Origin of the sequence: Microbacterium esteraromaticum, assembly GCF_017303215.1 — a bacterium.
Lineage (GTDB): Bacteria > Actinomycetota > Actinomycetes > Actinomycetales > Microbacteriaceae > Microbacterium > Microbacterium esteraromaticum_C.
Map to the genome: position 1 here is coordinate 1,292,043 of NZ_JAEMWU010000001.1, position 24,970 is coordinate 1,317,012.

General features: G+C 68.4%; 24 protein-coding genes. 7 read left to right on the forward strand and 17 right to left on the reverse strand.

Annotation, left to right across the window (positions count from 1 at the left end; genetic code table 11):
• Positions 1-77 precede the first annotated feature (77 nt).
• On the forward strand, positions 78-1,442 hold the full coding sequence (locus tag JF543_RS05830) for a short-chain fatty acid transporter (protein WP_224817429.1): 1,365 nt from the start codon (positions 78-80) through the stop codon (positions 1,440-1,442).
• Here JF543_RS05830 and JF543_RS05835 read toward each other — a convergent pair.
• From JF543_RS05835 to JF543_RS05865, 7 genes are all read right to left on the reverse strand, one after another.
• Positions 1,432-2,661, reverse strand: a complete 1,230-nt coding sequence (locus JF543_RS05835) for an MFS transporter (protein ID WP_206823131.1) — start codon at positions 2,659-2,661, stop codon at positions 1,432-1,434. The two genes, JF543_RS05830 and JF543_RS05835, sit on opposite strands and share 11 nt — an antisense overlap.
• 69 nt (positions 2,662-2,730) lie before the next feature.
• Positions 2,731-3,531, reverse strand: coding sequence for an HpcH/HpaI aldolase family protein (locus tag JF543_RS05840; RefSeq protein ID WP_206820874.1), 801 nt, complete (start codon positions 3,529-3,531; stop codon positions 2,731-2,733).
• Positions 3,516-4,298, reverse strand: a complete 783-nt coding sequence (locus tag JF543_RS05845; protein ID WP_206821697.1) for a fumarylacetoacetate hydrolase family protein — start codon at positions 4,296-4,298, stop codon at positions 3,516-3,518. Before JF543_RS05845 ends, JF543_RS05840 begins: the two co-directional genes overlap by 16 nt.
• Positions 4,299-4,300: 2 nt before the next feature.
• Positions 4,301-5,467: a 3,4-dihydroxyphenylacetate 2,3-dioxygenase gene (gene hpaD, locus JF543_RS05850; RefSeq protein ID WP_206820873.1), complete on the reverse strand. Its 1,167-nt coding sequence runs from the start codon at positions 5,465-5,467 to the stop codon at positions 4,301-4,303.
• A gap of 15 nt (positions 5,468-5,482) precedes the next feature.
• Positions 5,483-6,979: a 5-carboxymethyl-2-hydroxymuconate semialdehyde dehydrogenase gene (hpaE, locus tag JF543_RS05855; RefSeq protein WP_206550299.1), complete on the reverse strand. Its 1,497-nt coding sequence runs from the start codon at positions 6,977-6,979 to the stop codon at positions 5,483-5,485.
• A complete protein-coding gene (locus JF543_RS05860; RefSeq protein ID WP_179411503.1) occupies positions 6,979-7,656 on the reverse strand; it encodes a GntR family transcriptional regulator in 678 nt (225 codons plus the stop codon). The genes hpaE and JF543_RS05860 overlap by 1 nt, the downstream gene beginning before the upstream one ends.
• Positions 7,653-9,263 carry a fumarylacetoacetate hydrolase family protein gene (locus JF543_RS05865; protein WP_206823133.1) on the reverse strand — a complete coding sequence of 537 codons (1,611 nt, stop codon included), beginning with the start codon at positions 9,261-9,263 and terminating at the stop codon, positions 7,653-7,655. The genes JF543_RS05860 and JF543_RS05865 overlap by 4 nt, the downstream gene beginning before the upstream one ends.
• A 156-nt stretch (positions 9,264-9,419) precedes the next feature.
• Here JF543_RS05865 and JF543_RS05870 point away from each other — a divergent pair, with 156 nt between their 5' ends.
• The 6 genes from JF543_RS05870 (at position 9,420) to JF543_RS05895 (ending at position 16,297) form a co-directional block, all read left to right on the forward strand.
• Positions 9,420-10,793 (forward strand): MFS transporter, encoded by a 1,374-nt coding sequence (locus tag JF543_RS05870; RefSeq protein WP_179411501.1) that lies wholly within the window; start codon positions 9,420-9,422, stop codon positions 10,791-10,793.
• A 60-nt stretch (positions 10,794-10,853) separates the two neighbouring features.
• Complete coding sequence (locus JF543_RS05875; RefSeq protein WP_206820871.1) at positions 10,854-12,710, forward strand: FAD-dependent monooxygenase; 1,857 nt, start codon at positions 10,854-10,856, stop codon at positions 12,708-12,710.
• An 87-nt stretch (positions 12,711-12,797) separates the two neighbouring features.
• Positions 12,798-13,751, forward strand: coding sequence for an ABC transporter ATP-binding protein (locus JF543_RS05880; RefSeq protein WP_206823136.1), 954 nt, complete (start codon positions 12,798-12,800; stop codon positions 13,749-13,751).
• Positions 13,752-13,754: 3 nt separating this feature from the next.
• Positions 13,755-14,510 (forward strand): ABC transporter permease, encoded by a 756-nt coding sequence (locus JF543_RS05885; protein WP_179411498.1) that lies wholly within the window; start codon positions 13,755-13,757, stop codon positions 14,508-14,510.
• Between the two features lie 18 nt (positions 14,511-14,528).
• Positions 14,529-15,659 carry a sensor histidine kinase gene (locus JF543_RS05890; protein ID WP_206823140.1) on the forward strand — a complete coding sequence of 377 codons (1,131 nt, stop codon included), beginning with the start codon at positions 14,529-14,531 and terminating at the stop codon, positions 15,657-15,659.
• A gap of 5 nt (positions 15,660-15,664) precedes the next feature.
• Positions 15,665-16,297, forward strand: a complete 633-nt coding sequence (locus JF543_RS05895; protein ID WP_347401107.1) for a response regulator transcription factor — start codon at positions 15,665-15,667, stop codon at positions 16,295-16,297.
• An 18-nt stretch (positions 16,298-16,315) separates the two neighbouring features.
• Here the strand turns inward: JF543_RS05895 and JF543_RS05900 are convergent, their stop codons facing one another.
• The 10 genes from JF543_RS05900 to paaA form a co-directional block, all read right to left on the reverse strand.
• Positions 16,316-18,040: a thiamine pyrophosphate-binding protein gene (locus JF543_RS05900; RefSeq protein ID WP_206823148.1), complete on the reverse strand. Its 1,725-nt coding sequence runs from the start codon at positions 18,038-18,040 to the stop codon at positions 16,316-16,318.
• Between the two features lie 121 nt (positions 18,041-18,161).
• The gene (locus JF543_RS05905) at positions 18,162-18,965 is read right to left on the reverse strand and encodes a class II glutamine amidotransferase (protein WP_206823151.1); all 804 of its coding nucleotides are present in this window, start codon (positions 18,963-18,965) and stop codon (positions 18,162-18,164) included.
• A 50-nt stretch (positions 18,966-19,015) separates the two neighbouring features.
• Positions 19,016-19,618, reverse strand: coding sequence for a GNAT family N-acetyltransferase (locus tag JF543_RS05910; protein ID WP_206823153.1), 603 nt, complete (start codon positions 19,616-19,618; stop codon positions 19,016-19,018).
• Positions 19,615-20,220 carry a TetR/AcrR family transcriptional regulator gene (locus JF543_RS05915; protein ID WP_347401108.1) on the reverse strand — a complete coding sequence of 202 codons (606 nt, stop codon included), beginning with the start codon at positions 20,218-20,220 and terminating at the stop codon, positions 19,615-19,617. The genes JF543_RS05910 and JF543_RS05915 overlap by 4 nt, the downstream gene beginning before the upstream one ends.
• Before the next feature lie 56 nt (positions 20,221-20,276).
• The gene (locus tag JF543_RS05920; protein WP_206823156.1) at positions 20,277-21,047 is read right to left on the reverse strand and encodes an enoyl-CoA hydratase/isomerase family protein; all 771 of its coding nucleotides are present in this window, start codon (positions 21,045-21,047) and stop codon (positions 20,277-20,279) included.
• A 34-nt stretch (positions 21,048-21,081) separates the two neighbouring features.
• Positions 21,082-22,242: a 1,2-phenylacetyl-CoA epoxidase subunit PaaE gene (paaE, locus tag JF543_RS05925; protein WP_206823160.1), complete on the reverse strand. Its 1,161-nt coding sequence runs from the start codon at positions 22,240-22,242 to the stop codon at positions 21,082-21,084.
• Positions 22,242-22,772 carry a 1,2-phenylacetyl-CoA epoxidase subunit PaaD gene (gene paaD, locus JF543_RS05930; protein ID WP_347401109.1) on the reverse strand — a complete coding sequence of 177 codons (531 nt, stop codon included), beginning with the start codon at positions 22,770-22,772 and terminating at the stop codon, positions 22,242-22,244. The genes paaE and paaD overlap by 1 nt, the downstream gene beginning before the upstream one ends.
• The gene (gene paaC / locus JF543_RS05935; RefSeq protein WP_206823167.1) at positions 22,769-23,584 is read right to left on the reverse strand and encodes a 1,2-phenylacetyl-CoA epoxidase subunit PaaC; all 816 of its coding nucleotides are present in this window, start codon (positions 23,582-23,584) and stop codon (positions 22,769-22,771) included. Before paaC ends, paaD begins: the two co-directional genes overlap by 4 nt.
• Positions 23,581-23,868, reverse strand: a complete 288-nt coding sequence (paaB, locus tag JF543_RS05940) for a 1,2-phenylacetyl-CoA epoxidase subunit PaaB (RefSeq protein ID WP_179411488.1) — start codon at positions 23,866-23,868, stop codon at positions 23,581-23,583. Before paaB ends, paaC begins: the two co-directional genes overlap by 4 nt.
• On the reverse strand, positions 23,868-24,857 hold the full coding sequence (gene paaA, locus JF543_RS05945; RefSeq protein ID WP_423494797.1) for a 1,2-phenylacetyl-CoA epoxidase subunit PaaA: 990 nt from the start codon (positions 24,855-24,857) through the stop codon (positions 23,868-23,870). The genes paaB and paaA overlap by 1 nt, the downstream gene beginning before the upstream one ends.
• Positions 24,858-24,970: the final 113 nt, after the last annotated feature.

Consider the following 24,970-nt stretch of genomic DNA (forward strand, 5'->3'; position numbering starts at 1 on the left):
GCCAAAGCCGCAGCCGTGAATTCGCTATGGTCTTTGAGGCACGGACACGTGTGCCCAGAGACAAAGGAGTAGCTGTCATGCACACGACGCAGACACGCCCCGGCAAGCGCAGCTTCATGCGCCCCATCAACAGGTTCCTCGAACAGTGGATCCCCTCGGCGCTGACCTTCGCGATCGTCCTGACGTTCATCGTCGCCATCCTCGCGATGACACTGACACAGACGAGCCCTGTCGACGTCGTCGTCAGCTGGGGCGACGGTCTGGCGGGCCTGCTGGCCTTCATGACGCAGATGTGCCTGATCCTGCTGTTGGGGTACATGCTCGCCAACACCGGCCCCGTGCGCAAGCTGCTCGGCTGGCTCGCCCGTGTGCCCAGCAACGCGGCGTTCGCGTACGTCTTCGTCTTCATCGTCGCGGCCTTGGCCTGCCTGATCACCTGGGGGCTGGGACTCATCGTCGGCACCCTGCTGGCCCGTGAGGTCGCCGTACAGGCACGCAAGCGCGGCATGAAGGTGCACTTCCCGCTGCTGGTGGCCGCCGGCTATTCGGGCTTCGTCGTCTGGCACATGGGCTACTCGGGTTCGGGCCCACTGACCGCCGCGACGCCGGGGTCCTTCCTTGCACCGGCTCTGAACGACGAGGTCATTCCCGTCACCGAGACGCTGTTCTCGACGTGGAACCTGCTGGCCGCCGTCAGCGTGATCGTCGTCTGCTCGCTGCTGTTCTTCCTGATCCGTCCGCGCAAGGACGACCCGATCTTCGAGCTGCCGGTGCACGTCGGCTCCGAGGAGCATGATGAGGCCGACGACCAGGTCGTCACCCCCGCTGACCGCGTCGACGCGTCGCGCATCCTCACCCTCGCGCTCGGGGCGGCGCTCGCCGTCTACCTCGTCGTGCACTTCGTTCAGGGCGGCACGCTGACCCTCGACATCGTCAACTGGTCGTTCCTGGCGCTGATCCTGCTGCTGGTGCGCAACCCCTTCGAACTGATCCACCTGACCAAGAAGGCCGCATCGAACGTCGGCGAGATCCTCGTGCAGTTCCCGCTGTACGCGGGCATCCTGGGCATCATGGCCGGCTCGGGGCTGATCGAACTGTTCTCGAACTCGTTCGTCGCGATCGCCACGCCGGTCACGTTCGGCGTGCTGGCGTTCCTGGCCGCCGGTGTCGTGAACTTCTTCGTGCCCTCGGGTGGCGGGCAGTTCGCCGTACAGGGCCCGATCATGCTCGATGCCGCCGACCAACTGGGTGTCGACCCCGCGGTGGCCGTCATGGCGGTCGCCTACGGCGACCAGTGGACGAACATGATCCAGCCGTTCTGGGCGCTGCCCGTGCTGGCGATCGCCGGTCTGAAGATGCGCGACATCCTCGGCTACACGTTCGTGACGCTGCTCGGCTCGGGCGTGGTGCTGATGACCGTGCTGGTGCTCGTCAGCCTGTGATCGGGACGGCGCGCGTGCGCCCCATGCGCCACACGCTCGGCACCAGTACGGTGCCGAGCGCGATGGCCGCGTAGAGCACCGCCGAGGTGGTCAGCACGACAGCCGGATCGGCGTGCGTGATGAGCCAGCCGTAGACGAGCGTGCCGATGGGCATCACGACGAAGCTGCCCAGCATGTCATAGCTCGATACCCGGCTGAGCTTGTCGGTGGGGACGTTCTCCATCATCGCCACGCTCCAGCCTGTGCTGAACACCTCGGCGCCCGCCCCGGCGAGAAACGCTGCGATCGCCACGAGCACAACCGCCGGATGCAGTCCGAGCGCGGTCAAGGGCAGGGCGAAGAGGCTGATGCCGATCATGCCCATCCGCAGCGGGCGTTTCAACGGCACCCACATCAGCACGAGCGTCATGAGCAGCACTCCGGCGCCTTCGGCGCTGACCACCCAGCCCCAGCCGGCGATGCCCAGGCGGTCATCGTTCTTGGCGATGTACGGCCCGACCACGCCCCAGGCGCCGACGTGGATCGCGTTCATGATCATGAACGCGAAGACGACCGCGACGAGCCAGGAACGGCTCCAGAACTCGGTCCATCCGATGCGCAGGTCGGCGAACAGTGAGAAGCTGCCGTCTCCGACCGGCGGGGGCAGCTTGACCAGCGCAAGGATGGGGATCGCGACGAGCCAGCCGATCACCTGCACGACCATCGCCCAGGCCGGACCGACCGTGGTGACCAGGATGCCGGCGATGACCGGACCGCCGATGGTCACCGCCGACCGGACGAAAGACAGCATGGCGTTGGCCTGCTGCAGCGTCTCGGGTGTCGTCAACTGGGGGATGATGCCCTGCATCGCGGGCAGGACGAACGCGGTCGACGCGCCGTTGACGGCGGCGAGGGCGATCACCACCGGAATCGTCGCCGTCTCGGTGAATAACAGGTAGGCGACCGTGCCGATCGAGAGGATGTCGATCACGTAGCAGACCTGGATGACCACGGCGCGGGGCAGCCGATCGGCGATCACGCCACCGAACAGCACGAACACGATGTTCGCGACCGTGAACGCGGCGAGCACCAACAACAGACTGACGGGGTCGTTGTCGATCTGCAGCACGGCGAACGCCAGCGCGATCGACGACATCGATCCGGTCACCAGAGTGATGGCACGCGCCAGGAAGAACCAGCGGAAGTTGCGGTCGGTCAGTGCGGCCAGCCCGCGGTTCACCGGAAGGCTCTCGAGGTCAGCATCCGATCATCCAAGCACACACCGCGCCGTCGCCTTGAGCGGCGTCGTTCAGTACGCGTCGGAGGAGGAATCGGATGCCGGGATGAACCGCGCCGCAAGGGCTTCAGAACCGCGCGCGAGCAGGGTCACGTCGGCGCCGACGGTGACGAAACGGGCGCCGGCGTCGAGGTACGCGTCGGCCGCGGCGGGGTCGAATGCGTTCACGCCCACGTACTTGCCCGCGGCATGCACCGCCGCGAAGACCCGGCGCACGGCGGCGACCACATCGGGATGCCCCTGCTGACCGGGTACTCCCATCGACGCGGCCAGATCCGCCGGGCCCACCAGCACGCCGTCCACGCCGTCGACGCCGGCGATCTCGGCGGCGGCATCGACAGCATCCGCCGATTCGATCTGCACGAACAGCGACACCGTCTCGGAGGCGTTGGGCACGTACCCGACGACCCGGCCCCAGCGGCCGCTGCGGGCGAGCGCGGAGCCCACCCCACGCACGCCCTCGGGCGGATAGCGCACCGCCGCGACGGCGTCGCGCGCCTCATCGGCCGACGCGACCATCGGCACCAGCAGGTTCTGCGCGCCGGTGTCGAGCACCTGCTTGATGATCACCGGATCGTTCACCGGCACCCGCACCACGCACGTGGCCGGGTAAGCGGCGACCACTTGCAACTGCTGCTGCACAGTGGTGAGCGTGTTCGGTCCGTGCTCCATGTCGATCAGCAGCCAGTCCAGGCCCGAACCGGCGCAGATCTCGGCGTTCAACGCCGAGCCGGTGCTCAGCCACATGCCGATCAGGGGGCGCTCGGCACGGGCGAGCGCCTCACGGAACGTCGGGTCTAGACGAAGCGGCATTCGATCGTTCCCATCTCGCGGTAGTCGCAGAGCACGGTGTCGCCGCGCTCGACCCACATCGGGCGTGTGAACGATCCTGCCAGGATGATCTCGCCCGCCTCCAGGCGCGCGCCGTGCTGATGGAACTTATTCGCCAGCCAGGCCACACCGGTCGCCGGATGCCCGAGCACGCCCGCAGCCACACCGGTCTCTTCGATCTGACCGTTGCGCGAGAGCACACCGGGCACCCAGCGCAGATCGATCTCGTCGGGGCGCAGGCGCACGTCGCCGAGCACCATCGCCCCGTACGCGGCGTTGTCGCTGATCGTGTCGACGATCGTGCGCCCCTGCAGCTCGATGTGCGAGTTGAGCACCTCCAGCGCCGGCACCGCGTAGTCGATCGCCGCGAGGGCATCATCGAGTGTGCAGTCGGGGCCTTCGAGCGGATGCTTCAGTACGAACGCCAGCTCGACCTCGATGCGCACGTTCGAGAAGTCGTCGAACGGGATCTCCGCGCCCGAGGCGTACACGGTGTCATCGAACATCACGCCGTAATCGGGCTCGGAGATGCCCGTCGCCTGCTGCATGGCCTTCGAGGTGAGACCGATCTTGCGCCCCACCAGGCGGCGTCCGGCGGCGACCTGCGAGTCGCGCCAGACGCCCTGGATGGCGTACGAGTCCTCGATGGTGGCATCCGGATACCGGGCCGTGATCCGCGGGATCACCCCGCGGGTGCGCTCGGCCTCGGCGAGTTCCGCCGCCAACGCGGTGATGGTCTCGGTGGGCAGCGTCACAGCTGGTGTCCGAGCTTGTACTCGCCCTGCTTCCACTCGGGCATCGACTTCTCACCCTCATCGGGGCGGGTGTACGAGAACCCGTCGGCGCCGATCGTGACGGCCATCTCGCTGCTGTCGGTGCGCGCGACCACCGGCTGCGGGTTGCCGTCGAGGTCGAGCACGAGCGATGCATCGGTGTACCAGCTGGGCACCACGGGGGTTCCCCACCAGTCACGGCGCTGGTTGTCGTGCACATCCCACGTGATGACCGGGTTGTCGGGGTCGCCTGTGTAGTAGTCCTGTGTGTAGATCTCGACACGGTGGCCGTCGGGGTCGCGCAGGTACAGGTAGAACGCGTTGCTGACGCCGTGGCGGCCGGGGCCGCGCTCGATGGCATCCGATCGGCGCAGTGCGCCGAGCTTGTCGCAGATCGCGAGGATGTTGTGCTTCTCGTGCGTCGCGAAGGCGACGTGGTGCATGCGCGGGCCGTCACCGCCGGTCGCGGCCGTGTCGTGCACCGTCGGCTTACGGCGCATCCACGCGGCGTACACGGTGCCGGACTCGTCCTGGATGTCCTCGGTGACGCGGAACCCGAGGTCCTGGTAGTGGCGCACCGCGCGCGGCACGTCCGGGGTGACCTGGTTGAAGTGGTCCAGACGCACCAGCTCACCCGGGGTGTGCAGGTCGTAGCGCCACGACAACCGCTCGACGTGCGTGGTCTCGAAGAAGAACTCGTACGGGAAGCCCAGCGGGTCGACCACGCGCACCGAGTCGCCGATACCGAGCACGAACCCGTCGGGGTTGCGACGCACATCGCAGCCGAGCTCGGTGTAGAACGCCACTGCCCGGTCGAGGTCCTCGGCGCTGCGCACCCGGTACGAGAACGCTGCGACGGCCGCGACGGGGCCCTTGCGCAGCACCAGGTTGTGGTGGATGAACTCCTCGGTCGAGCGCAGGTAGATCGCCTCATCGTCCTCGGTGGTGACGTACAGGCCGAGCACGTCGACGTAGAACTCGCGTGACGCGGCGAGGTCGGTCACGACGAGCTCCATGTACGCGCAGCGCAGGATGTCGGGCGGGGTCGACGCGGGCGTCGCCACCGGGTTGTCGCTGCTGATGGGGGCCTCCTGGCTGACGTAGAAGCCAGAGGAGGTGAGGGTCTTCGCGGTCTTGTCGGTCATGACGGGCTTCCTTGCTCAGTTCTTGCCGAAGGTGGGGTTGTGGGGTTCGCCGAGAGTGATGTGCACGCTCTGCTGGTCGGTGTAGAAGTCGATCGAGCGGTAACCGCCCTCGTGGCCGAGGCCCGACGCCTTCACACCGCCGAAGGGTGTGCGCAGATCGCGGACGTTGTTCGAGTTCAGCCACACCATGCCCGCCTCGACGGACTGCGCGAAGTTGTGCCCGCGCTTGAGGTCATTCGTCCAGACGTACGCCGCCAGACCGTACTTGGTGTTGTTCGCCAGGGCCAGTGCCTCAGCATCCGATTCGAACGGTGTGATCGCCACGACCGGACCGAAGATCTCCTCCTGGAAGATGCGGGCGTCGGGCATGACATCGGCGAACACCGTCGGGGCGACGTAGTTGCCCGTCGGGAAGCCCTCGGGGCGGCCGCCGCCGGCGACCAGGCGTCCCTCGGTCTTGCCGATCTCGACGTAGCTCATCACCTTGTCGTAGTGCTCGGGGTGCACGAGTGCCCCGACCTCGGTCGCCGGGTCGTGCGGGTGGCCGACCTTCACACGACGTGCCTGGGCCGCGTAGCGCTCGACGAACTCGTCGTAGATCGCCCGCTCGACGAGGATGCGCGAACCCGCCGTGCAGCGCTCGCCGTTGAGTGAGAAGACGCCGAAGATGCAGGCGTCGATCGCCACGTCGAGGTCGGCGTCGGCGAAGACGATCGCCGGGCTCTTGCCGCCCAGCTCCATCGACAGCCCCTTCAGGAACGGTGCGGCGTTGCCGAAGATGAGCTGACCCGTGCTGCTCTCGCCGGTGAACGAGATCAGCGGCACGTCGGGGTGCTTCACCAGCGCATCGCCGGCGTCCTCACCCAGGCCGTTGACGAGGTTGAACACGCCCTTGGGCAGGCCGGCCTCTTCAAAGATGCCCGCCCACAGCGACGCCGACAGCGGCGTGAACTCGGCCGGCTTCAGCACGACCGTGTTGCCGGTGGCCAGCGCCGGGCCCAGCTTCCACGACTCGAGCATGAAGGGCGTGTTCCACGGCGTGATCAGGCCCGCGACGCCGATCGGCTTGCGGTTGACGTAGTTCATCTGGCGGCCCGGCACCTTGTAGGCGTCGTCGGCCTGCGCGACGATCAGATCCGCGAAGAACCGGAAGTTCTCGGCGGCGCGTCGGGCCTGACCGAGCGCCTGCGTGATCGGCAGGCCCGAGTCGAACGACTCCAGCTCGGCCAGACGCGCATCGCGGGACTCGACGATGTCGGCGATACGGTGCAGCACCCGTGAGCGCTCGCGCGGCAGCATCCGCGGCCACGGGCCGTCCTCGAAGGCGGCCTTCGCCGCCGCGACGGCACGGTCGATGTCGGCCTTCTTGCCGGCGGCGGCGTGCACATAGGTCTCGTTGGTGACGGGGTTGAGCACCGCGAAGGTGTCGCCGTCGGCGGAATCGACGAACTCACCGTCGATGTAGTGCTGGATCTTCTGCGGCAGATCGGCCGGGGTGTACACGTCGGTCATCATCGTCCTTCTTCTTCGCGGTCGGGGTGGCGGGAGGCCAGGAACGCGTCCATGGTGCGCCAGCGGTGGTCTCGTGCGGCGAGCTCGATCGTGAGCGCATCGGCGCCGGAACGGATCAGCTCGAGGATGTGGGCGTGCTCTTCGACCGAGTGGCGGGCCCGGCCCGGCACAAAGGCGAACGTGGTGTCGCGGATGCCCGACAGCCTGCCCCACCCGCGGTGGACGAGGTCGAGGATGTGCGGGTTCGGGCACGGCTCGTAGAGCACGGAATGGAAGTCGCGGTTGAGCTCGGTGAAGCGGTGCGCGTCGAAGTGGTCGAGCAGTCGCAGCATCCGCTCATTGATCTCTTCGGCGCGCTCGAGCGCGCCCTCGTCGAGGAGCGGCGCCGACAGCGCGGTCGCGGCGCCCTCGACCAAGCCGAGCGTCTGCATCGTGTGGGCGTACTCGCCCTCGTCGACGAGCGACACGTGCGCCCCGACGTTGCGTTCGTAGGTAACCAGCCCCTCTGCTTCGAGTCGGCGGATCGCCTCGCGCACCGGGACGACGCTCATGCCGAGGTCTTCGGCGATGGCACCCAGCACAAGGCGGTAGCCGGGGCCGTACCGGTGCGAGCTGATGCGCTCACGCAACCAGGTGTACGCCTGCTCCGACTTGCTGCCCTCACGCACGGTCGTCATCGCTGCTGCTCTGTCTGAGGCGCGGATCGCGCGTCGTACTGGGCGCGCCACTGGGCGTTCATCGGAAACAGCCCGTCGACGGGGTGGCCCGCCGCGACCTGCTCGGCGATCCAGGCATCCTCGTCCTCCTGCGCGAGGGCTGCGTCGGTGACCTCTTCGGCGAGGTGGGCGGGGATCACGATCACGCCGTCGCCGTCGCCGACGATGACATCGCCCGGTTGCACGGTCGCGCCGCCGCATCCGATGGTGACGTCGTGCTCCCAGGGCACGTGTCGTCGCCCGAGCACCGAGGGGTGCGCGCCCTGCGAGAACACCGGCAGGCCGATCTCGGCGACGGCGTCGAAGTCGCGTACGCCGCCGTCGGTGACGACGCCGGTCGCTCCGCGCGCAACGGCGCGCAGGGCCAGGATGTCGCCGAGCGTTCCGGTGGTGGCGTCGCCGCGAGCCTCGATGACGATGATCTCGCCCTCTTCGACGGCGTCAAAGGCGCGCTTCTGGGCGTTGTAGCCGCCGCCGTGGGTCTTGAACAGGTCTTCGCGGGCGGGCACGAAGCGCAGCGTCTTGGCGGTGCCGACGATCTTGCTGCCGGGGATGTTCGCCGAGACGCCGTCGATGAAGCACGAGTGCAGTCCGCGCTTGCGCAGCTGGCTCGACAGGCCGGCTGTTGGCGCCTCCATCAGCTTGGCTCGCAGCTCGGCCGAGAGCCCCGCGGCCGGCTCGACCGACGCTCCTCCCGACGCTCCTCCAGACGCTCCTCCCGACGAGGGGTCAGAAACGGTCGGGTTGGGTGCTGCGGAGGGGACGTTTTTTGACCCCTCGTGGGTGGGGTAGGTGGTGATGGCGGCGGACGCGGGGGCGGATGCTGGAAGGCCGGCGGCCTCGCGGGAGCCCCAGGCCTCTTCGCGCTGCAGGTCGTCGACGGCCGGCATCGAGCCGATCTGCGCGTCGAACGGGATCTCGCCCTGCGTCACGGTGGTGCGCAGGCGGCCCGAGGACGGAGCGCCGGGTGCGGTCGGGGCATCCACCTCGACCTCGACGACATCGCCGGGCACGATCACGCTGGACCCCGCCGGGGTGCCGGTGAGGATGATGTCGCCGGGCTCGAGTGTGAAGTGCTGCGAGAGATCGGAGATGAGCTGGGGGAGCGGGAACAGCAATCCGGCCGTGGTGTCGTCCTGCGCGAGCTCGCCGTTCACCCACGTGCGCACGCGCAACGCACCGGGGTCGATGTCGGCCGCCGCGATCAGGTTCGGCCCGACCGGGGTGTACCCGTCGCCGCCCTTCGAGCGGACGTTCGACCCCTTGTCGTTGGTGCGAAGGTCGTACAGTCCCAGGTCGTTCGAGGCTGTCACGTGTGCCACGTGCGCCCAGGCCTGCTCGACGGACACGCGCCGGGCGGCGGTGCCGATGACGAGGGCGATCTCGCCCTCGAAGGCAAGCAGCTCGGTACCGGCAGGGCGTTCGACGGTGCCGTCGGTGCCCGCGATCGAGCTGGCCGGCTTGAAGAAGTACGACGGGGCGGCGGGGCGGCGCCCGCGCTGGTCGGAGCGCGAGACGTAGTTGAGATGGATCGCGATGATCTTGCCGGGACGGGTGATCTCGGTCACGGTGGGCGCCTCCTCGCGCTGGGTCGTTCGCCGATTCTGCCGGTCTGAACGATGTCTTGTGCGTCGTATTTGAAATCGTATATGATCACCGAACGGGTGGCAAGCAACTGCCGCCACCGACAACGACGTCACCGACGAGGAAGTCAAAGGAGCACCATGAGCGAACAGCCCGGGTTCACACCGACGGGAACCATCGCCAGCCCACGGGACCGCCGCAGAGTCGTGTTCGCCACGGTCGTCGGAACGACCGTCGAGTGGTACGACTTCTTCATCTACGCCACGGCCGTGGGACTCGTCTTCGGCCAGCTCTTCTTCGCGCCGCTCGGCGCGAACAGCGCACTGATCGCCTTCGCCACCGTCGGTGTGAGCTTTCTGTTCCGCCCGCTCGGTGCGTTCCTCGCCGGACACTTCGGTGACAAGGTCGGCCGCAAGGCGGTGCTGATGTGGACGCTGATCCTGATGGGCGCCGCGACCGCCCTGATCGGTGTGCTGCCGACGTACGAGACGATCGGCTTCGCCGCGCCGCTGCTGCTGGTGCTGCTGCGCATTCTGCAGGGCATCTCGGCCGGTGGCGAGTGGGGCGGTGCCGTGCTGATGGCCGTCGAGCACGCACCCAAGACCAAGCGCGGCATCTTCGGAGCCTCGCCGCAGATCGGCGTTCCGCTCGGTCTGCTGCTGGCATCGGGCGTCATGGCGATCATGACGGCGATCGCCCCCGGTGAGCAGTTCCTCATCTGGGGCTGGCGCGTGCCGTTCCTGCTCAGCGTCGTGCTGATCCTGGTGGGCTACTACGTGCGCCGCAAGGTCGAGGAGAGCCCGGTGTTCACCGAGCTGGCCGAGCGCAAGGAAGAAGCCAAGATGCCGATCGTGCAGCTGTTCCGCAAGCACACGCCGCTCGTCATCATCGCCGCGCTCGTCTTCGCCGGCAACAACGCCGTCGGCTACATGACCACCGGCGGCTACATCCAGGGCTACGCCACCAACCCCGAGGGTCCGCTGGCCATGGAGCGGGGCCCTGTGCTGTGGGCCGTTGCCGGCTCTGCCGTGACGTGGCTGGTCTCGACGCTGATCGCCGGCTGGGTCAGTGACCGGTTCGGCCGCCGCAACACGTACATCCTCGGATGGATCCTGCAGCTCGCGGGTGTGTTCACCCTGTTCCCGCTGGTGAACTCCGGCAACATCGGTCTGCTGTTCGCGGGGCTCGCCATCCTCACCATCGGTCTCGGCTTCACCTACGGTCCGCAGGCGGCGCTGTACACCGAGCTGTTCCCGGCCAGCATCCGCTTCTCGGGCGTCTCGATCTCGTACGCGATCGGTGCGATCGCTGGCGGTGCGTTCGCTCCCACGATCGCCACGGCCATCGTGCAGGCCACCGGCTCGACAGAGGCCGTCACCTGGTACCTCGCCGGCATGACCGTGATCGGCCTGCTGGCCACGCTGCTGCTGCGTGATCGCAGCGGCATCCCGCTCGGCCCCGACCACGAGGACGAGCAGTCGAAGAGCCCGATCTACGGCCTGTCGAAGGCCTGACCCTCTGAGGGGCGGATGCAGACGGCATCCGCCCCACGACGTCCTGCTGAAGGAGAAGCGATGCAGTTCCACCACCACGGCTACGTCTCCCACGACCCACGGGTGCTGCCCGCCGAGGGCCTGGGTGTCGACCGCCCCACCGATCTTCCCGACGAGGTGGACGTGCTCATCGTCGGCTCCGGACCGGCGGGCATGCTGCTGGCCGCGCAGATGTCGCAGTACCCCGACGTGAACACGCGCGTGATCGAGAAGCGCGAGGGGCGTCTGGTGCTGGGGCAGGCCGACGGCATCCAGCCGCGCAGCGTCGAGACGTTCCAGGCGTTCGGGTTCGCCGAGCGGATCATCGCCGAGGCCTACAACATCGGCTGGATGAACTTCTGGGGCCCCGACCCCGAGAACCCCCAGAACATCATCCGCACCGCGCGGACGGCCGACTACGCGTACGACATCTGCGAGTTCCCGCACCTGATCGTGAACCAGGCGCGCGTGCTCGACTACTTCGCCGAGGCCGCCGCCGACGGGCCGGGACGCATCGTGCCCGACTACGGCGTCGAGTTCGTGGGACTCACCGTGCACGAGGGCGGCGCGTTTCCGGTCGAGGTGCGCGTGCGCGACGGCGCGGGGGAGCGCACGATCCGTGCGAAGTACGTCGTCGGATGCGACGGTGCACGCAGCGGGGTGCGCGAGGCCATCGGACGCAAGCACGTCGGCGGCATCTCGGCGCACGCCTGGGGCGTCATGGATGTGCTCGTCAACACCGACTTCCCCGATTGGCGCACCAAATGCGCCATCAATGCTGAGGCGGGCAACATCCTGCACATCCCGCGTGAGGGCGGCTACCTCAGCCGTATGTACATCGACCTCGGCGCGGTTGCCGAGGACGATGATCACCGTGTGCGGCAGACCCCGATCGACGAGATCATCCGACAGGCGAACGCGATCCTGCACCCGTACTCGATCGACGTCAAGGATGTCGCCTGGCACAGCGTCTACGAGGTGGGGCACCGCGTCACCGATGGCTTCGACGATGTGATCGACGGCTCGGGGCGCACGCCGCGCGTCTTCCTCACCGGCGACGCCTGCCACACGCACAGCGCGAAGGCCGGGCAGGGCATGAACGTCTCGATGCAGGACGGTTTCAACCTGGGCTGGAAGCTCGGTTCCGTGCTCACCGGGCGCAGCCCCGAGGAGTTGCTGGCGACGTACGGCGCCGAGCGCCGCCCGGTGGCGCAGCAGTTGATCGACTTCGATCGGGAGTGGTCAAGCCTGATGGCGCGCAAGCCCGAAGAGATCTCCGACCCCACCGAGCTGGCGACCTTCTACCTCGGCACGGCCGAGTTCCCCAGCGGATTCATGACGCAGTACACCTCGTCGATGATCACGGGCACCGACGCCCACCAGGCGCTCGCCGCGGGCTTCCCGCTCGGCAAGCGCTTCAAATCGGCCGAGGTCGTGCGCGTCTGTGACGGCAATGTCATCCACCTGGGGCACCATGCACGTGCCGATGGCCGGTGGCGCGTGTACGCGTTCGGTGACCGCACCGGCGCTGCGCTGGGTGCGTGGGCAGAGAAGGCCGCGCCGCTGTTCGCGCGTTTCACTCCGTCGGATGCTGATGTCGATGCCGTCTTCGATGTGAAGGCCGTGTTCCAGCAGCCGTTCGAAGAGGTCGAGGTGACCTCTGCGCCCGAGTTGTTCGCGCCCAAGACCGGACCGCTGGGGCTGACCGACTGGGAGAAGGTGTACGCAGCCGGGCCGAGCAAGTGGACCGACGTCGACATCTTCGAGGCGCGCGAGCTGTCGCGTGACGGCGTGGTGATCGTCGTGCGCCCCGACCAGTACGTGGCCGCGATCCTGCCGCTGGACGCGGTCGACGAGCTGGGGACTTTCCTGGAGGGGATGCTGCTGCCGGCATCCTGATCGCCGTGGTTCGGCATGACAGATGTCATGCCGAATCCATGACATCGCCCTCCGGCATCCGCGACGCGCTCTCGCGATGCTGGAAGCATGCTCACCACAACGCAGACACAGACAGCGCAGACAGCAGCGCCGCCGGCCGACGCGGTGATCGAACTGCGCGGCATCAGCCGCCACTTCGGAACGGGCGCGGATCGTGTGCAGGCCGTCGACGGCGTCGATCTCAGCATCCGCCGCGGTGAGGTCGTCGCGCTGCTCGGTCCCAATGGGGCCGGCAAGACGACCGCGCTCGACATGCTGCTCGGACTCACCGATCCCGACGCGGGCACGGTGCGCGTGCTCGGACTGGCTCCTGCCCGCGCCGCACGCTCGGGCGTGATCGCGGCCGTGCTGCAGACCGGTGGCCTGCTCTCGGATCTCACGGTCGGCGAGACCGTGCAGTTGATCGCGTCGCTGCACGGTCGGGCCACGCTCGACCGGGTGCCCGAGATCCTCGAGCGAACCGACCTCGCGCACCTGACCCGTCGACGCGTGTCGAAGTGCTCGGGCGGTGAGCAACAGCGCGTCAAGTTCGCGCTCGCCCTCACTGCCGACCCCGACATCCTCGTGCTCGACGAGCCCACCGCGGGCATGGACGTCACCGCACGCCGCCGGTTCTGGGACGTGATGCGCGCGGATGCCGACGCCGGACGCACGATCGTCTTCGCCACCCACTATCTGGAGGAGGCCGAGCAGTTCGCACGGCGCACCGTCGTGATGCACCGCGGGCGCATCGTCGCCGATGCGCCGACGGCAGAACTGCGCGCCGGTCTCGGCGCGCGTTCCGTCGCCGCGACCCTTCCACGGGAGGGTGCTGAGCAACTGCTGAGCGCACTGCAGCAGCATGCCGACGTCGTCGACCTGCGCGTCGACGCCGGTCGCGTCACGCTGCGCAGTGCCGAGTCGGATGCCATCGCCGGTGTGCTGCTCGGCGCCGGCGCGCACGCGCTGGAGATCACCGCGCCCACGCTGGAGACCGCCTTCACCACCCTCACGGAGGACTGACCGATGATGACCACGACGACGATGCTGCGGATCGAAGGGCTGCGTCAGCTGCGCAATCCCTACACGCTCGCCTTCATCCTGGCGATGCCAGTGGTGATGTACCTGCTGTTCGGGGCGAGCTCCGATTTCGGCTCACGACAGGCCGGCAACGGAAACGTCGCGTTCTACGTGATGACCTCGATGGCCGCGTACGGCAGTGCGGTGGCGATGAGCTCGCTCACTTCGCTCGCCTCGGCGGAGTCGAAGCAGGGGTGGGGGCGCCAGCTCGCGATGACGCCGCTGACGACTGCGGGCTACGTCGCCACCAAGGTGATCACCGCCCTGTCGTTCGCGGTGCTGTCTCTTCTTGCCGTCTTCACAGCCGGCGCGATGACGGGGGCGGCGGCCGACGACCTGTGGCGCTGGTTCGCCACCGCGGGGATCATCCTGGGCGTCGGCCTCATCTTCGGTCTGTTCGGGCTCGGTGTCGGGTTGTTCTTCACAGCCGATTCGGCCGCGGCTCTCGCGTCGATCTCGATGACGTTCTTCGCCTTCTTCGGGAATGTGTTCATGCCGCTGGACGGCGTGATGCTCGACATCGCCCGGTTCACGCCCCTGTACGGATTCGTCTCGTTGTCGCGCTGGCCGCTCACTGACGGAATGCTCACCACCGGGCAGACCGATCAGATGTGGGCGGTGCTTCTGAATGTCGCCGTCTGGGTGGGAGTGTTCGTCGCGCTGGTCGTCGCCGGTATCAAGCGCTCGAAGGCCCGCCGCTAGCGGCAATAGGGTGGGACGATGACCAGCCCGCAGCGCACCGCGCCGAGGCCGCCCGCCGAGAGGGACCCCTGGGACCGCTACGGCTGGGTGATGGCCGCCGTCTGGCTGATCTTCCTGATCTATCCGGCGCTGGCGCTGGTGCGGTCGACGGCGGGCGTCGGGTGGATCGTGCTCGGCTGGGCCGCCCTGGTGGTGTTCGTCGTGCTGTACATCGGCGGCTTCATCCGCGGGCTGCGTCTGGACAGCGGGCTCGGTCGGCCCGTCCCGGCCGGGCAGTGGTGGATCTTCGGAGCGCTGATCGCCTGCATGCTGCTGACCATCCCCGGGGCCGGTGTCAGCTACATCAGCTTTCTGCCGTTTCTGATGTCGTTCGCGTCGTACGGGCTGACCAGGGCGGCGCACTGGGTGACGATGGCAGCCTCGATCACCCTCACCGCATTGAGCGTGTTCCTGATCCCCGGGGGACTGCCGTACCTGACGGTGCTGGTCATCGTCGCCCTGCTCGGCGTCGTCAACACGGTCACCACGTGGCTGATCATCCGTTCTGCCGAGACCGAACGCCTGGGCCGGGAACTGGCGACCAGCGCCGGGCGCGAAGCGGCGGCCCGTGACGTGCACGACCTGATCGGGCACTCGCTGACCGTCGTGCAGCTCAAGGCCCAGCTCGCGCAGCGCTTGATCGAGACCGACCCCGAACGCGCCAAGGCCGAACTCGCCGACATCACCGCGCTCACCGCCGAGGCCATCGCCGGGGTGCGGGCCACGGTGGCGGGAGCCCGTGCCACAACGCTGGTCGAGCAGCTGGCATCCGGTCGTGATGCATTGCAGGCGGCCGGCGTCGACCTGCGCGTCGACGGCGAGCCTGCGGCGCTCTCGCCCGTCCAATCGTTGACGGCGAGCTGGGTGCTGCGCGAAGCGATCACGAACGTGCTCCGGCACGCCAGGGCGTCCGAGGTGAGTGTCACGATCATCCCGGGCAGTCTGATCGTGGCCGACGACGGCCGGGGTCCGGCATCCGATGCTCCCGCGCACGGCGCGACCGAGGGCAACGGCGTGCGCGGCATGCGCGAGCGCGCGGCGGCCGCCGGGGCCGCACTGGAGTTCGGGCCGGGGCCCGCGGGAGGAACACGAGTGGAGCTGAGATGGTGAATCGGGTGCCCGATGCGGATCACCGGCCGGAACGCATCCGCCTGGTGATCGCCGACGATCAGGCACTTGTGCGGGGCGCCCTGGCCGCTCTGCTCGATCTGGAGAGCGACTTGGAAGTCGTGGGCGTCGCCGCCGACGGCGAACAGGCCGTGCAGACCGTCACCCGGCTGCGCCCCGATGTCTGCCTGATGGACATTCAGATGCCCGACGTCGACGGTATCGAGGCGACCCGTCGCGTGCGCGCCGCACACGACGGCACCCGCGTACTCATCGTCACGACCTTCGCCCGCCCCGGCTACCTGCGCTCGGCGCTCGACGCCGGTGCGAGCGGTTTCGTCGTGAAGGACACCCCGGCCGAGCAACTCGCCGAAGCGGTGCGGCGCGTGCACGCCGGGCTGCGCGTGCTCGATCCGGCGCTCGTCGAGCAGAGCCTGTTCGACGGGGCCAGCCCGCTCAGCGAACGCGAGCAGCAGGTGCTGCGCCTGGCCGCCGACGGGCGGTCGGCCGGCGCGATAGCATCCGAAGTCTTCCTCTCGGCGGGCACCGTGCGCAACCACCTCTCGTCGGCCATCGGCAAGACCGGTGCGGCCAACCGCGCACAGGCCGTGCGGATCGCGCAGGACAAGGGCTGGATCTGAGGCTGGTGCCGACCGGCGTCAGGAATTCACGCGGATGATCTCCTGCTGATACGGGGCGATCACCTTGCCCGAGATGCGCAGGTCGAGCACCAGAAAGCGGCGCTCGTCGGGGTTCTCGGTGGCCCAGGTGCGCAGCCGCTCCAGGTCGGCGAGCGAGCGCACGACGACGCCTTCGGCACCGACGGCCGCGGCGAACGCGGCGAAGTCGACCTCGGGGATCAGCATCGGCCCCTCGGCCAGTCCCTTCAGCCCGTACAGGTTGACCTCGGCGCCGTACGCGGCGTCGTTCCAGACCACAGCGATCCCGTGGCCGGCGGCCGCACGCACGGCCGACTCCAGATCGGCGATCGCCATCAGGCCACCGCCGTCGCCCGAGGTGAGCACCACGGTCGACTCGGGGCGCGCACGGGTCGCGCCGACCACGCTCGGCCAGCCCTGCCCGATCGACTGGAACGCCGTGCCGATCATCATCATCCGGTCGGGTGAGGCGACGGGCCAGTACATGTTCGCCCAGCCGATGAAGTGCCCGCCGTCCGACACGACGACGCGGTCCTCGGGCAGCAACTCGGCCAGGCGGCGGGCGGCAGCGCGCGGATCGAGCCGGCCATCCTCGGCGAACTCGCCGGAACTGGCCTGGGCCCGCGCGGCGGTGACGTCGACGGTTTCGCGCCAGGGTGTGCGCGCAACTCCGGAAGAACCGGCCTCCGGTGTGGTGCTCACCTCTTCTGCGGGCCGATCCGCCGGTGTTTCTCCGGAGTTGTGAACGGCGGCGAGCCGCGCAACGAGCGCCTCCGCGGCCAAGCGCGCGTCGGCACGGACGAATCCGCCCACATGCGCGTGGGTCGCGGCCGGGGTGACATCGACCTGGAACACCCGGGTGCCCGGCGCGAACAGGTCGCCGAAGCGCATCGTGAACTGGTTTAGTGACGCACCGAAGACGACGGCGACGTCGGCCTCGCGCACCAGCTCCATGGCCCCATCGGCGCCGAATCCGCCGGTCACGCCAAGGTCGTAACGTGCATCGGGGAAGACGCCTCGGCCGAGCGCCGTCGTCGCGGTGAGCGCACCGGTGGCTGCGGCAAGAGCACCGAGGGACTCGCCCGCACCCGCCAGCCAGGCGCCACGACCGGCCAGCAGGAACGGACGCTCTGCCCGCGCGAGCGCATCGGCGATCTCATCGAGCATCCCCGCACCGAACTCGCCGCGAGGGGCGAGCGGTGCCGGAACCCGCGGCTCGGGGGCCTCGGGCACCACGCCGGCCTCGAGGGCTGCGACGTCGTAGGGGATGGCCAGCACGACCGGTACCCGGTAGGTCAGGGCGTGCTCGATGGCGATGACCGTGGTTGCCGCGGCATCCGCACGTCCGGTCGTATAGGTGCGTGCGCCGACGGCCGACGCGAGCGCAATCTGGTCGACGTCCCACGGACGCGGACCCGAGGTGGGCTCATCGCCCACGACGAGCACCAGCGGCACGTGCGCCTGCACGGCCTCGGCCAGCGCCGTCAGGGTGTTCGTGAAGCCGGCTCCGTACGTCGAGGTCGCGGCGGCAATGCGCCCGGATGCCCGGAAATGCGCGTCGGCGGCAACGACCGCACCTTGCTCGTGGCGCACGGCGGTGAAGACGGCATCGGTCTGCGTCTCGATGGCGTCGAGGAAGTAGGCGTTGCCATTGCCCATCACCCCGAAGACGTGGCCGATGTGCTGGGCGAGAGTGAGGGCGACGTGCGCGGAGACGCTGGGCATGACTGAGCCTTTCAAGACAGTGACGGAGGGAACCGTATGTGTCTGGCGGCTCACGCGACGGCGCGGAGTGCTGCGTGCCCCTTTTTCGGGCACCGGCCGCGAACGGCCGGACCTTCTGATACTAACTGCGCGAGAGGGCTGTCGGTGTCAGCTCGACGATCTCGCGGGAACGATCGGCGAGACGGATCGCGGTGACCGATTCGGCCGGTAGCGCTTGCCAGCCGTCGCCGGCGACCCCGGTCGAGCTGATGGCGACTGTGCCGTCGGGGGACTGGCGCCACCGCAGGGCGAAGTAGTCCTCGTTGTGGCCGGACGGCAGATCGTCGGCGAGGGGGCCCATGCGCGAGATGTCGTGCGCGGTGAGTGCGCTGGTTGCGCTGGCGTGCACGACGATGAGCTGCTCTCCGCTCAGCAGCAGCGCATTCAGGCTGGCATAGGGGAAGTGCTCGCGCAGCCGGCGCACCACCTGCACGGTGGCATCGAGCAGGGGAAGGCCCTGAGTGACCTGCTCGCGGATCAGCGCGAAGTACATCTCGCTGTCGGTCGTGCCCTTCAACGCTGCGACACTGGCCGGCGAGAGCAGTGAGCGCAGGTCATCGATCGGTGTGATCGTGCCGTTGTGACCGAACGTCAGGCCGTCGACCAGGAACGGGTGGGCGTTGTCGAGGTTGACCGGCAGACCTGCGGTCGCCCACCGCAGGTGCACCAGCGCGGCGTGCGCGGGTGTATCGATGGCCGAGGCGAAGCCGGCATCCGTGACGGCCGAGTGCGGTGAGCGCCGCATCGTGGGCGCGCTGTCATCGTCGACACCAGCCCAACCCCAGCCGTCGCCGTGCAGGCGCGCGAGCGAGAGCAGGCTGTCGAGTCCATCGGGGCGCAGCTCGCGGCGCGCGGTGGAGCGCGAGGGCGAGACGAAGGCGAACAAGCGGCACATGATCTTCCCAGATTAGGCGTCCCGCGCGCCCAGCTGTGTGCTCAGCTGCGAGTTGTCGTCTTCGCCAGACTCATCGAGACGTAGGTGGAGAAGCCCGCGCGTGCGGCGAACTTCACGGGGCGCGTGTCTGACACGGTGAATCCGAGCTTTCGGTACAGGCCGAGCGCCGGGGCGTTCGTGTCTTTGATGTCGCGCAGGACGAACTCGTCGTAGGGCAGCTCGAGCAGGTGCGTCATCAGCGCCGTGGCGACGCCCTTGCCCTGGTGCTGTGGTGCCGTGGTCACGAAGCCGATCTCGGCGAGCCCGGGACGCGCGCCCGGATAAGCGCCGAGGAACTGGCTGCGGACGATGGCGAAGCTGATCAGCCCATGGAACCATCCGAGGGTGCGTTGCATCTCGTGGCGGTCGGGGGCGAAGCACTCCTGATCGCCTTCGGTCACCGAGGCGATCGCTGCGGGCTCGCCGTCGACGAGCGCCACGAAGAAGCGTTCCAGGATGATCATGTGGGCGAAGGCGCCCGCAAGGGTCTGCGGGTTCTTCGAGAAGTACTCGAAGTCCTCGGCGAAGCCGTTCACCAGGACGTCGCTGATCTGTCGGCGATGACTTTCGCCGAGTGCGTCGCCGCGGGCGATCTCGATGTTCATGCGCGTTCCTTTCGAATGAGCAGGCGCAGCACGATGTCGACGGCGGTGTCGTCGGTCGCTGCGGGCATCGTGGAGTGCATGCCGGCGACGCCGGAGAGCGTGGCGAAGTAGAGGGTGGTGAGTTGGTCGGGGTCGCCGCCGGCGAAATCGCCGGCCTCTTGCCCTCTGCGGACGAGTGCCGAGAAGGCATGCCAGAGCGGTCGCTGGGTGGTGTGCAGTCGCTCTCGGGTGCCGGCGGGCGTGTCGGTGAGGAAGCCCTGGTTCATGACGAGAAAGAACTCGGCTTCGCCGGAGCCTCGTCGCAGGTCCGAGAGGAATGAGCGGGTGAACTCGCGCACCAGCTGGTGCGGGTCGGCGTCGCTCGCGAGAGCGTGGGCGGCTTCGCGTTGCCCGGTGGTCGCCTGATCGAGCAGCTCGTCGAACAGGGCCTCTTTGCTGGCGTAGTGACGGTAGATCGATCCGGTGCTGAGGTGGGCTTCTTCGGCGATGTGCCGGATGCTGGACGCGGCGAACCCGCGACGAGCGAAGACGCGCACCGCGGCCGTCTCGATCGTCTCGCGCGTCGCGTCGCGCAGGGCTTCGTTGTGCGCGGCGGTGCGCACTATCGCACCCTTAAAATGAACATGTGTTCATTTTAAAACGATGACCCTCTGTGGTGTCAATGCCCTCTGAAGGTGGGCCGGCGTTTCTGCTGGAAGGCGGCGAAGCCCTCGCGGTAGTCATCGGTGTCACACAGTGCCGCCTGCGCCGCGTTCTCGATATCGACCGCCTCCCACAGGGCGAGGCGCTCGTCGCGAATGCGGGCGATGAGCTGTTTGCTCGCCAGGAACGCCGCGGTCGCGCCGCTGGCCGCCGCGACCGCGGCGTCGTCGGTCGCCTGCCGCACCGCGTCATCGGGGAACACGCGTGAGAACAGACCGGATGCCACGGCCTCAGCCCCCGACATGAGCCGGCCGCTGTAGATGAGATCGAGTGTCTTGTGCGCACCGAGACGCTGGGCGAACAGGGCATGGCCGCCCGAGTCAAGCGTCGCCCCGAGCGCGGCGAACGGCGAGCCGATCTTGGCCGACTCCGCGACATAGACCACGTCGGTGGCGATCAGCAGTCCCAGCCCGACTCCGAGACAGGCGCCGTGCGCGACGGCGAACGTCGGCGCGGGAAACGCCGCCATGCGCTTGAGCAGCGGGGTGACCGTGCCGCCCAGGTATCCGAGCACGTCGTCGTCTCGTGGGTCGACCCCCGAGATGTCGCGTCCGGCGCAGAACGCGCGTCCCTCGCCTCGCAGCACGAGCGCGCGCACGCCGGCCTGTTCGGCCTCGGTGTAGGCGCTGTCCAATCCGTGCAGTGCGTGTTCGTCGAGCGCGTTGAGGCGGTCGGGCGCGTTGAGCGTCACGTGCGCGACGTCATCGGCGATGGCGAGGTCGATCATGGCGTGTCCTCCTGCGGGCTGTCGGCGGATGCGGTCAGACGTCGTAGTCGACGACGAGGCGGTCGCTGGTGGGGTGCGACTGGCAGGTCAGCACGTAACCGCGTTCGATCTCATCGGGTTCGAGTGCGTAGTTCTCGGTCATCGTCACGCTGCCGTCGACGACGCGTGCGCGGCAGGTGCCACACACACCACCCGAGCAGGCGAACGGGGCATCCGGGCGCACGCGCAGGGCGGCGTTGAGCACCGACTCGTGTGCATCGACCGGACTCTCGACCGTCGACGAGACGCCGTCGAGGTTGATCTCGATGCGCACGGCCTTCTCGCCCTGCCGCACCTCGACTTTGCGGGGGCCGCGTTCTGCGGGCGCATCGCCGGTGGTGAACAGCTCGAAGCGCACGTGCTCCCGGGGCACGCCGAGGTCGGCGAGCACCTCGCGGCACAGGTCGACCAGCGCGAACGGGCCACAGAGAAACCACTCGTCGACGGTGTCGGGAAGGATGAGTGCGCCGAAGATGGTGCGTAGACGCTCTTCGTCGAGGCGCCCCGACATCAATGGCGCGGTGCGCTGTTCGCGCGAGAGCACATGGTGCAGCACGAGCCGGGTCGGGTAGCGGTCCTTGAGGTCGGCGAGGTCTTCGAGGAACATCACGTCGCTGGTCGCCTTGTTGGTGTACAACAGCGTGAACCTCGTCGAATCGGATGCTGTCAGCAGGCTTCTGGCGAGCGCCATCATCGGGGTGATGCCTGATCCTGCGGCGATGCCGACCACGTGCGCTCCGGCCAGCTCGGCCAGGCCCGAGGTGAACGTGCCCTGCGGGCTCATCACGTCGATCTCGAAGCCGGGGGTCAGTTCGGTCTGTGCCCACGTCGAGAACAGCCCGCCCTCGTCGCGTTTGACCGCGACGCTGAGCGTCGTGCCACCTTCGTCGGCCGGGATCGGCGGGCGGCACAGCGAGTACGAGCGCCGTACCTCCGCACCCTCCAGGTGCACCCGCAGTGCCACGTACTGACCCGGCAGGTAGGCGTAGTCGTCGACCAACTCGGGTGGCACGGCGAAGCTCACCTCGACGGCGTCCTTGGTGAGCGGACGTACTTGCGACACGGTCAGTGCGTGGAATCGCGCGCGGTGCCGGCCGCCGTCGCCGCTGGCGACTGTGACGGGGGCCTGCGCCGTGGGAACACGGAAGAGTGCCATCAGATCACCTTGAAATGGTCGAAGGGTTCCAGGCACGCGCGGCACTCGTAGAGTGCCTTGCACGAGGTCGAGCCGAAGCGCGACACCTCATGCGTGTCGAGGGAGCCGCAGCGCGGGCATCGGATGCTGAGGGCGAGCCGCACCGGACCCTGCCGGTGGGCCGCCCGTCCGCTGGGCGGGGCGATGCCGTACGCCGTCAGCTTGCGTTTGCCCTCCTCGCTCATCCAGTCCGTCGTCCACGCGGGGGAGAGCACGGTGCGCACCTCGACGTCGGCGAAGCCGTCGGCGGTCAGTGCCAGCACGACGTCGTCGCGGATGGCGTCCATCGCCGGGCATCCGCTGTAGGTCGGGGTGATGTCGACGATGACGCGCTCGCCGCGCTCCGACGCGTCGACGCGCACAGCGCGCAGCACACCGAGGTCTTCGATCGTGAGCACGGGCACCTCGGGATCGACGACCGTCGCGGCCACCCGCCACGCGTGCTGTTCGCGTGCGGTGCCGTGTTCGGGGGACGTCGCGAGGGCGGTCACCACGTCGCCCCCGGATGCCGTCGTGCGAGCACCTGCATCTCGGCGAGCAGGTGACCCATCGGTGTGGCGTGCGACCCACGGCGCCCGCCACCGCGCGAGTCGCCACCCGAGGGGATCTGCAGATCGGCGGCGCGGAAGACCTCGTCGATCACGGCGTCGAAACCGGGGCGCAGCGTCGAGGGCCGCACCGCGGCGCCTTCGAGCCGGTCGATCAGTGGTTCGTCGCGGAACAGTTCTGCCACGTACGGCCAGACGTCGCCGATCGCGCGGATCATGCGCTCGCGTGAGAGATCGGTGCCGCCCGCCAGGCGCAGCACCCACTGCACGGCGTGGTCGCGGTGGTAGTCGACCTCTTTCACCGACTTCGCGGCGATCGCGGCGAGAGTCTCGTCGGACGAGGCGCGCAGCGCCGAGTGCAGCTCGAACATGTACGCGGATGCGAACAGCTGACGGGCGATCGTCTGGGCGAAATCGCCGTTGGGCTGTTCCATCAGCCAGGCGCTGCGGAACTCGGGCTCGTCGCGGAAGTAGGCGAGGTCATCTTCGCTGCGGCCGTCCCACGTGCCGGCGTAGTGCAGCAGTGAGCGGGCATGCCCCAGCAGATCGAGGGCGATGTTCGCCAGGGCGACGTCCTCTTCAAGCTCGGGGGCACGCGAGACCCAGGCCCCCAGTTGCTGTGACAGGATCAGCGCGTCATCGCCGAGCCAGAGCGCGTACTCGGCGATGTCGGCCGATGTCGCGCGGGCATCGGTGCCGGTCAGTTCGGCGGCCAGGTCGAGCTGGTCGACCGACACGGTGACGTTCTTGCTCACAGGTGCGGCACCCCCTCAGAGGCGGTGTAGTACACCGCGTGCCGGTAGTTCTTGCCGGCTGGGCTCTCGAAGAACGCGTCCTTGTCGTCGGGGTCGCTCGTGGTGATCGCCTCGGCGGGCACCACCCAGATCGATACGCCCTCGCTGCGGCGCGTATAGAGGTCGCGCGCGTTGCGCAGCGCCATATCGGCATCCGGTGCGTGCAGTGAGCCGACGTGCACATGGTTCAGCCCGCGGTTCGCGCGGACGAACACCTCCCAGAGCGGCCAGGTCTCAGCATCCATCAGGCCACCCCGGTTCCGGTGGTTGAGCGAGCGAAGCGAGACGAAACCCTGGCGTACTCGGCTGCCGCCTCGCGGACCCACGCGCCTTCTTCATGCGCCGTGCGACGGCGCTCGAGGCGCTCGGCGTTGCACGGCCCGTTGCCGCGCAGCACCTCGTAGAACTCGTCCCAGTCGATCTCACCCATCGCGTACTGGCCGGTCTGCTCGTCGTAACGCAGATCGGGATCGGGCAGCGTGATGCCGAGGATCTCGGCCTGCGGCACCAGCATGCCGACGAAGCGCTGACGCAGGGCGTCGTTCGAGAAGCGCTTGATCTTCCACTTCATCGACTGCGCCGAGTTGGGCGACTCATCGTCGGGAGGGCCGAACATGGCCAGACTCGGCCAGTACCAGCGGTTGACGGCATCCTGGGCCATCTCGCGCTGCTCATCGGTGCCCTGCATGAGCTGCAGCAGAATCTCGAACCCCTGGCGCTGGTGGAACGACTCCTCTTTGCAGATGCGCACCATCGCCCGGCCGTATGGGCCGTACGAGGCGCGGCACAGCGGCACCTGGTTGACGATCGCGGCGCCGTCGACGAGCCAACCGATCGCGCCCATATCGGCCCAGGTCGGGGTGGGGTAGTTGAAGATCGACGAGTACTTGGCCTTGCCGCTGATGAGCTGGTCCATCATCTCGTCGCGCGTGATGCCGAGGGTCTGCGCGGCCGAGTAGAGGTAGAGGCCGTGGCCGGCCTCGTCCTGCACCTTCGCCATCAGAATCGCCTTGCGCTTCAGGCTCGGTGCCCGGGTGATCCAGTTGCCCTCGGGCTGCATGCCGATGATCTCGGAGTGCGCGTGCTGTGAGATCTGGCGGATCAGCGTCTTGCGGTACGCCTCGGGCATCCAATCGCGCGGCTCGATGCGCTGCTCGTGCGCGACGAGATCGTCGAAGCGCTCCTGCGCGTCGGCGTCGCCCTCGACGAGAGAGAGGTCTGCGGGGGTTGTCATCATCGACTCCTGTTTACTGACCGATCGTTAGGTAATTCTGACACAGATTCTCTTTCCCAGCGAGAGGGGTGGACGACGAGCTCGCGGCTCTGTCATAGTTCCAGCCATGGAAC

Bases quoted from the DNA above. Each gene is read 5' to 3' on its own strand.
- JF543_RS05870 (WP_179411501.1), top strand. From the start codon at position 9,420: ATGAGCGAACAGCCCGGGTTCACACCGACGGGAACCATCGCCAGCCCA.
- paaA (WP_423494797.1), bottom strand. From the start codon at position 24,857: ATGACAACCCCCGCAGACCTCTCTCTCGTCGAGGGCGACGCCGACGCG.
- hpaE (WP_206550299.1), bottom strand. From the start codon at position 6,979: ATGACCGACGTGTACACCCCGGCCGATCTGCCGCAGAAGATCCAGCAC.
- JF543_RS05830 (WP_224817429.1), top strand. From the start codon at position 78: ATGCACACGACGCAGACACGCCCCGGCAAGCGCAGCTTCATGCGCCCC.
- JF543_RS05920 (WP_206823156.1), bottom strand. From the start codon at position 21,047: ATGATCGACCTCGCCATCGCCGATGACGTCGCGCACGTGACGCTCAAC.
- JF543_RS05875 (WP_206820871.1), top strand. From the start codon at position 10,854: ATGCAGTTCCACCACCACGGCTACGTCTCCCACGACCCACGGGTGCTG.
- JF543_RS05880 (WP_206823136.1), top strand. From the start codon at position 12,798: ATGCTCACCACAACGCAGACACAGACAGCGCAGACAGCAGCGCCGCCG.
- JF543_RS05840 (WP_206820874.1), bottom strand. From the start codon at position 3,531: ATGCCGCTTCGTCTAGACCCGACGTTCCGTGAGGCGCTCGCCCGTGCC.
- paaE (WP_206823160.1), bottom strand. From the start codon at position 22,242: ATGGCACTCTTCCGTGTTCCCACGGCGCAGGCCCCCGTCACAGTCGCC.
- JF543_RS05885 (WP_179411498.1), top strand. From the start codon at position 13,755: ATGATGACCACGACGACGATGCTGCGGATCGAAGGGCTGCGTCAGCTG.
- JF543_RS05860 (WP_179411503.1), bottom strand. From the start codon at position 7,656: ATGACGACCGTGCGTGAGGGCAGCAAGTCGGAGCAGGCGTACACCTGG.
- JF543_RS05890 (WP_206823140.1), top strand. From the start codon at position 14,529: ATGACCAGCCCGCAGCGCACCGCGCCGAGGCCGCCCGCCGAGAGGGAC.
- JF543_RS05900 (WP_206823148.1), bottom strand. From the start codon at position 18,040: ATGCCCAGCGTCTCCGCGCACGTCGCCCTCACTCTCGCCCAGCACATC.
- JF543_RS05910 (WP_206823153.1), bottom strand. From the start codon at position 19,618: ATGAACATCGAGATCGCCCGCGGCGACGCACTCGGCGAAAGTCATCGC.
- hpaD (WP_206820873.1), bottom strand. From the start codon at position 5,467: ATGACCGACAAGACCGCGAAGACCCTCACCTCCTCTGGCTTCTACGTC.
- paaB (WP_179411488.1), bottom strand. From the start codon at position 23,868: ATGGATGCTGAGACCTGGCCGCTCTGGGAGGTGTTCGTCCGCGCGAAC.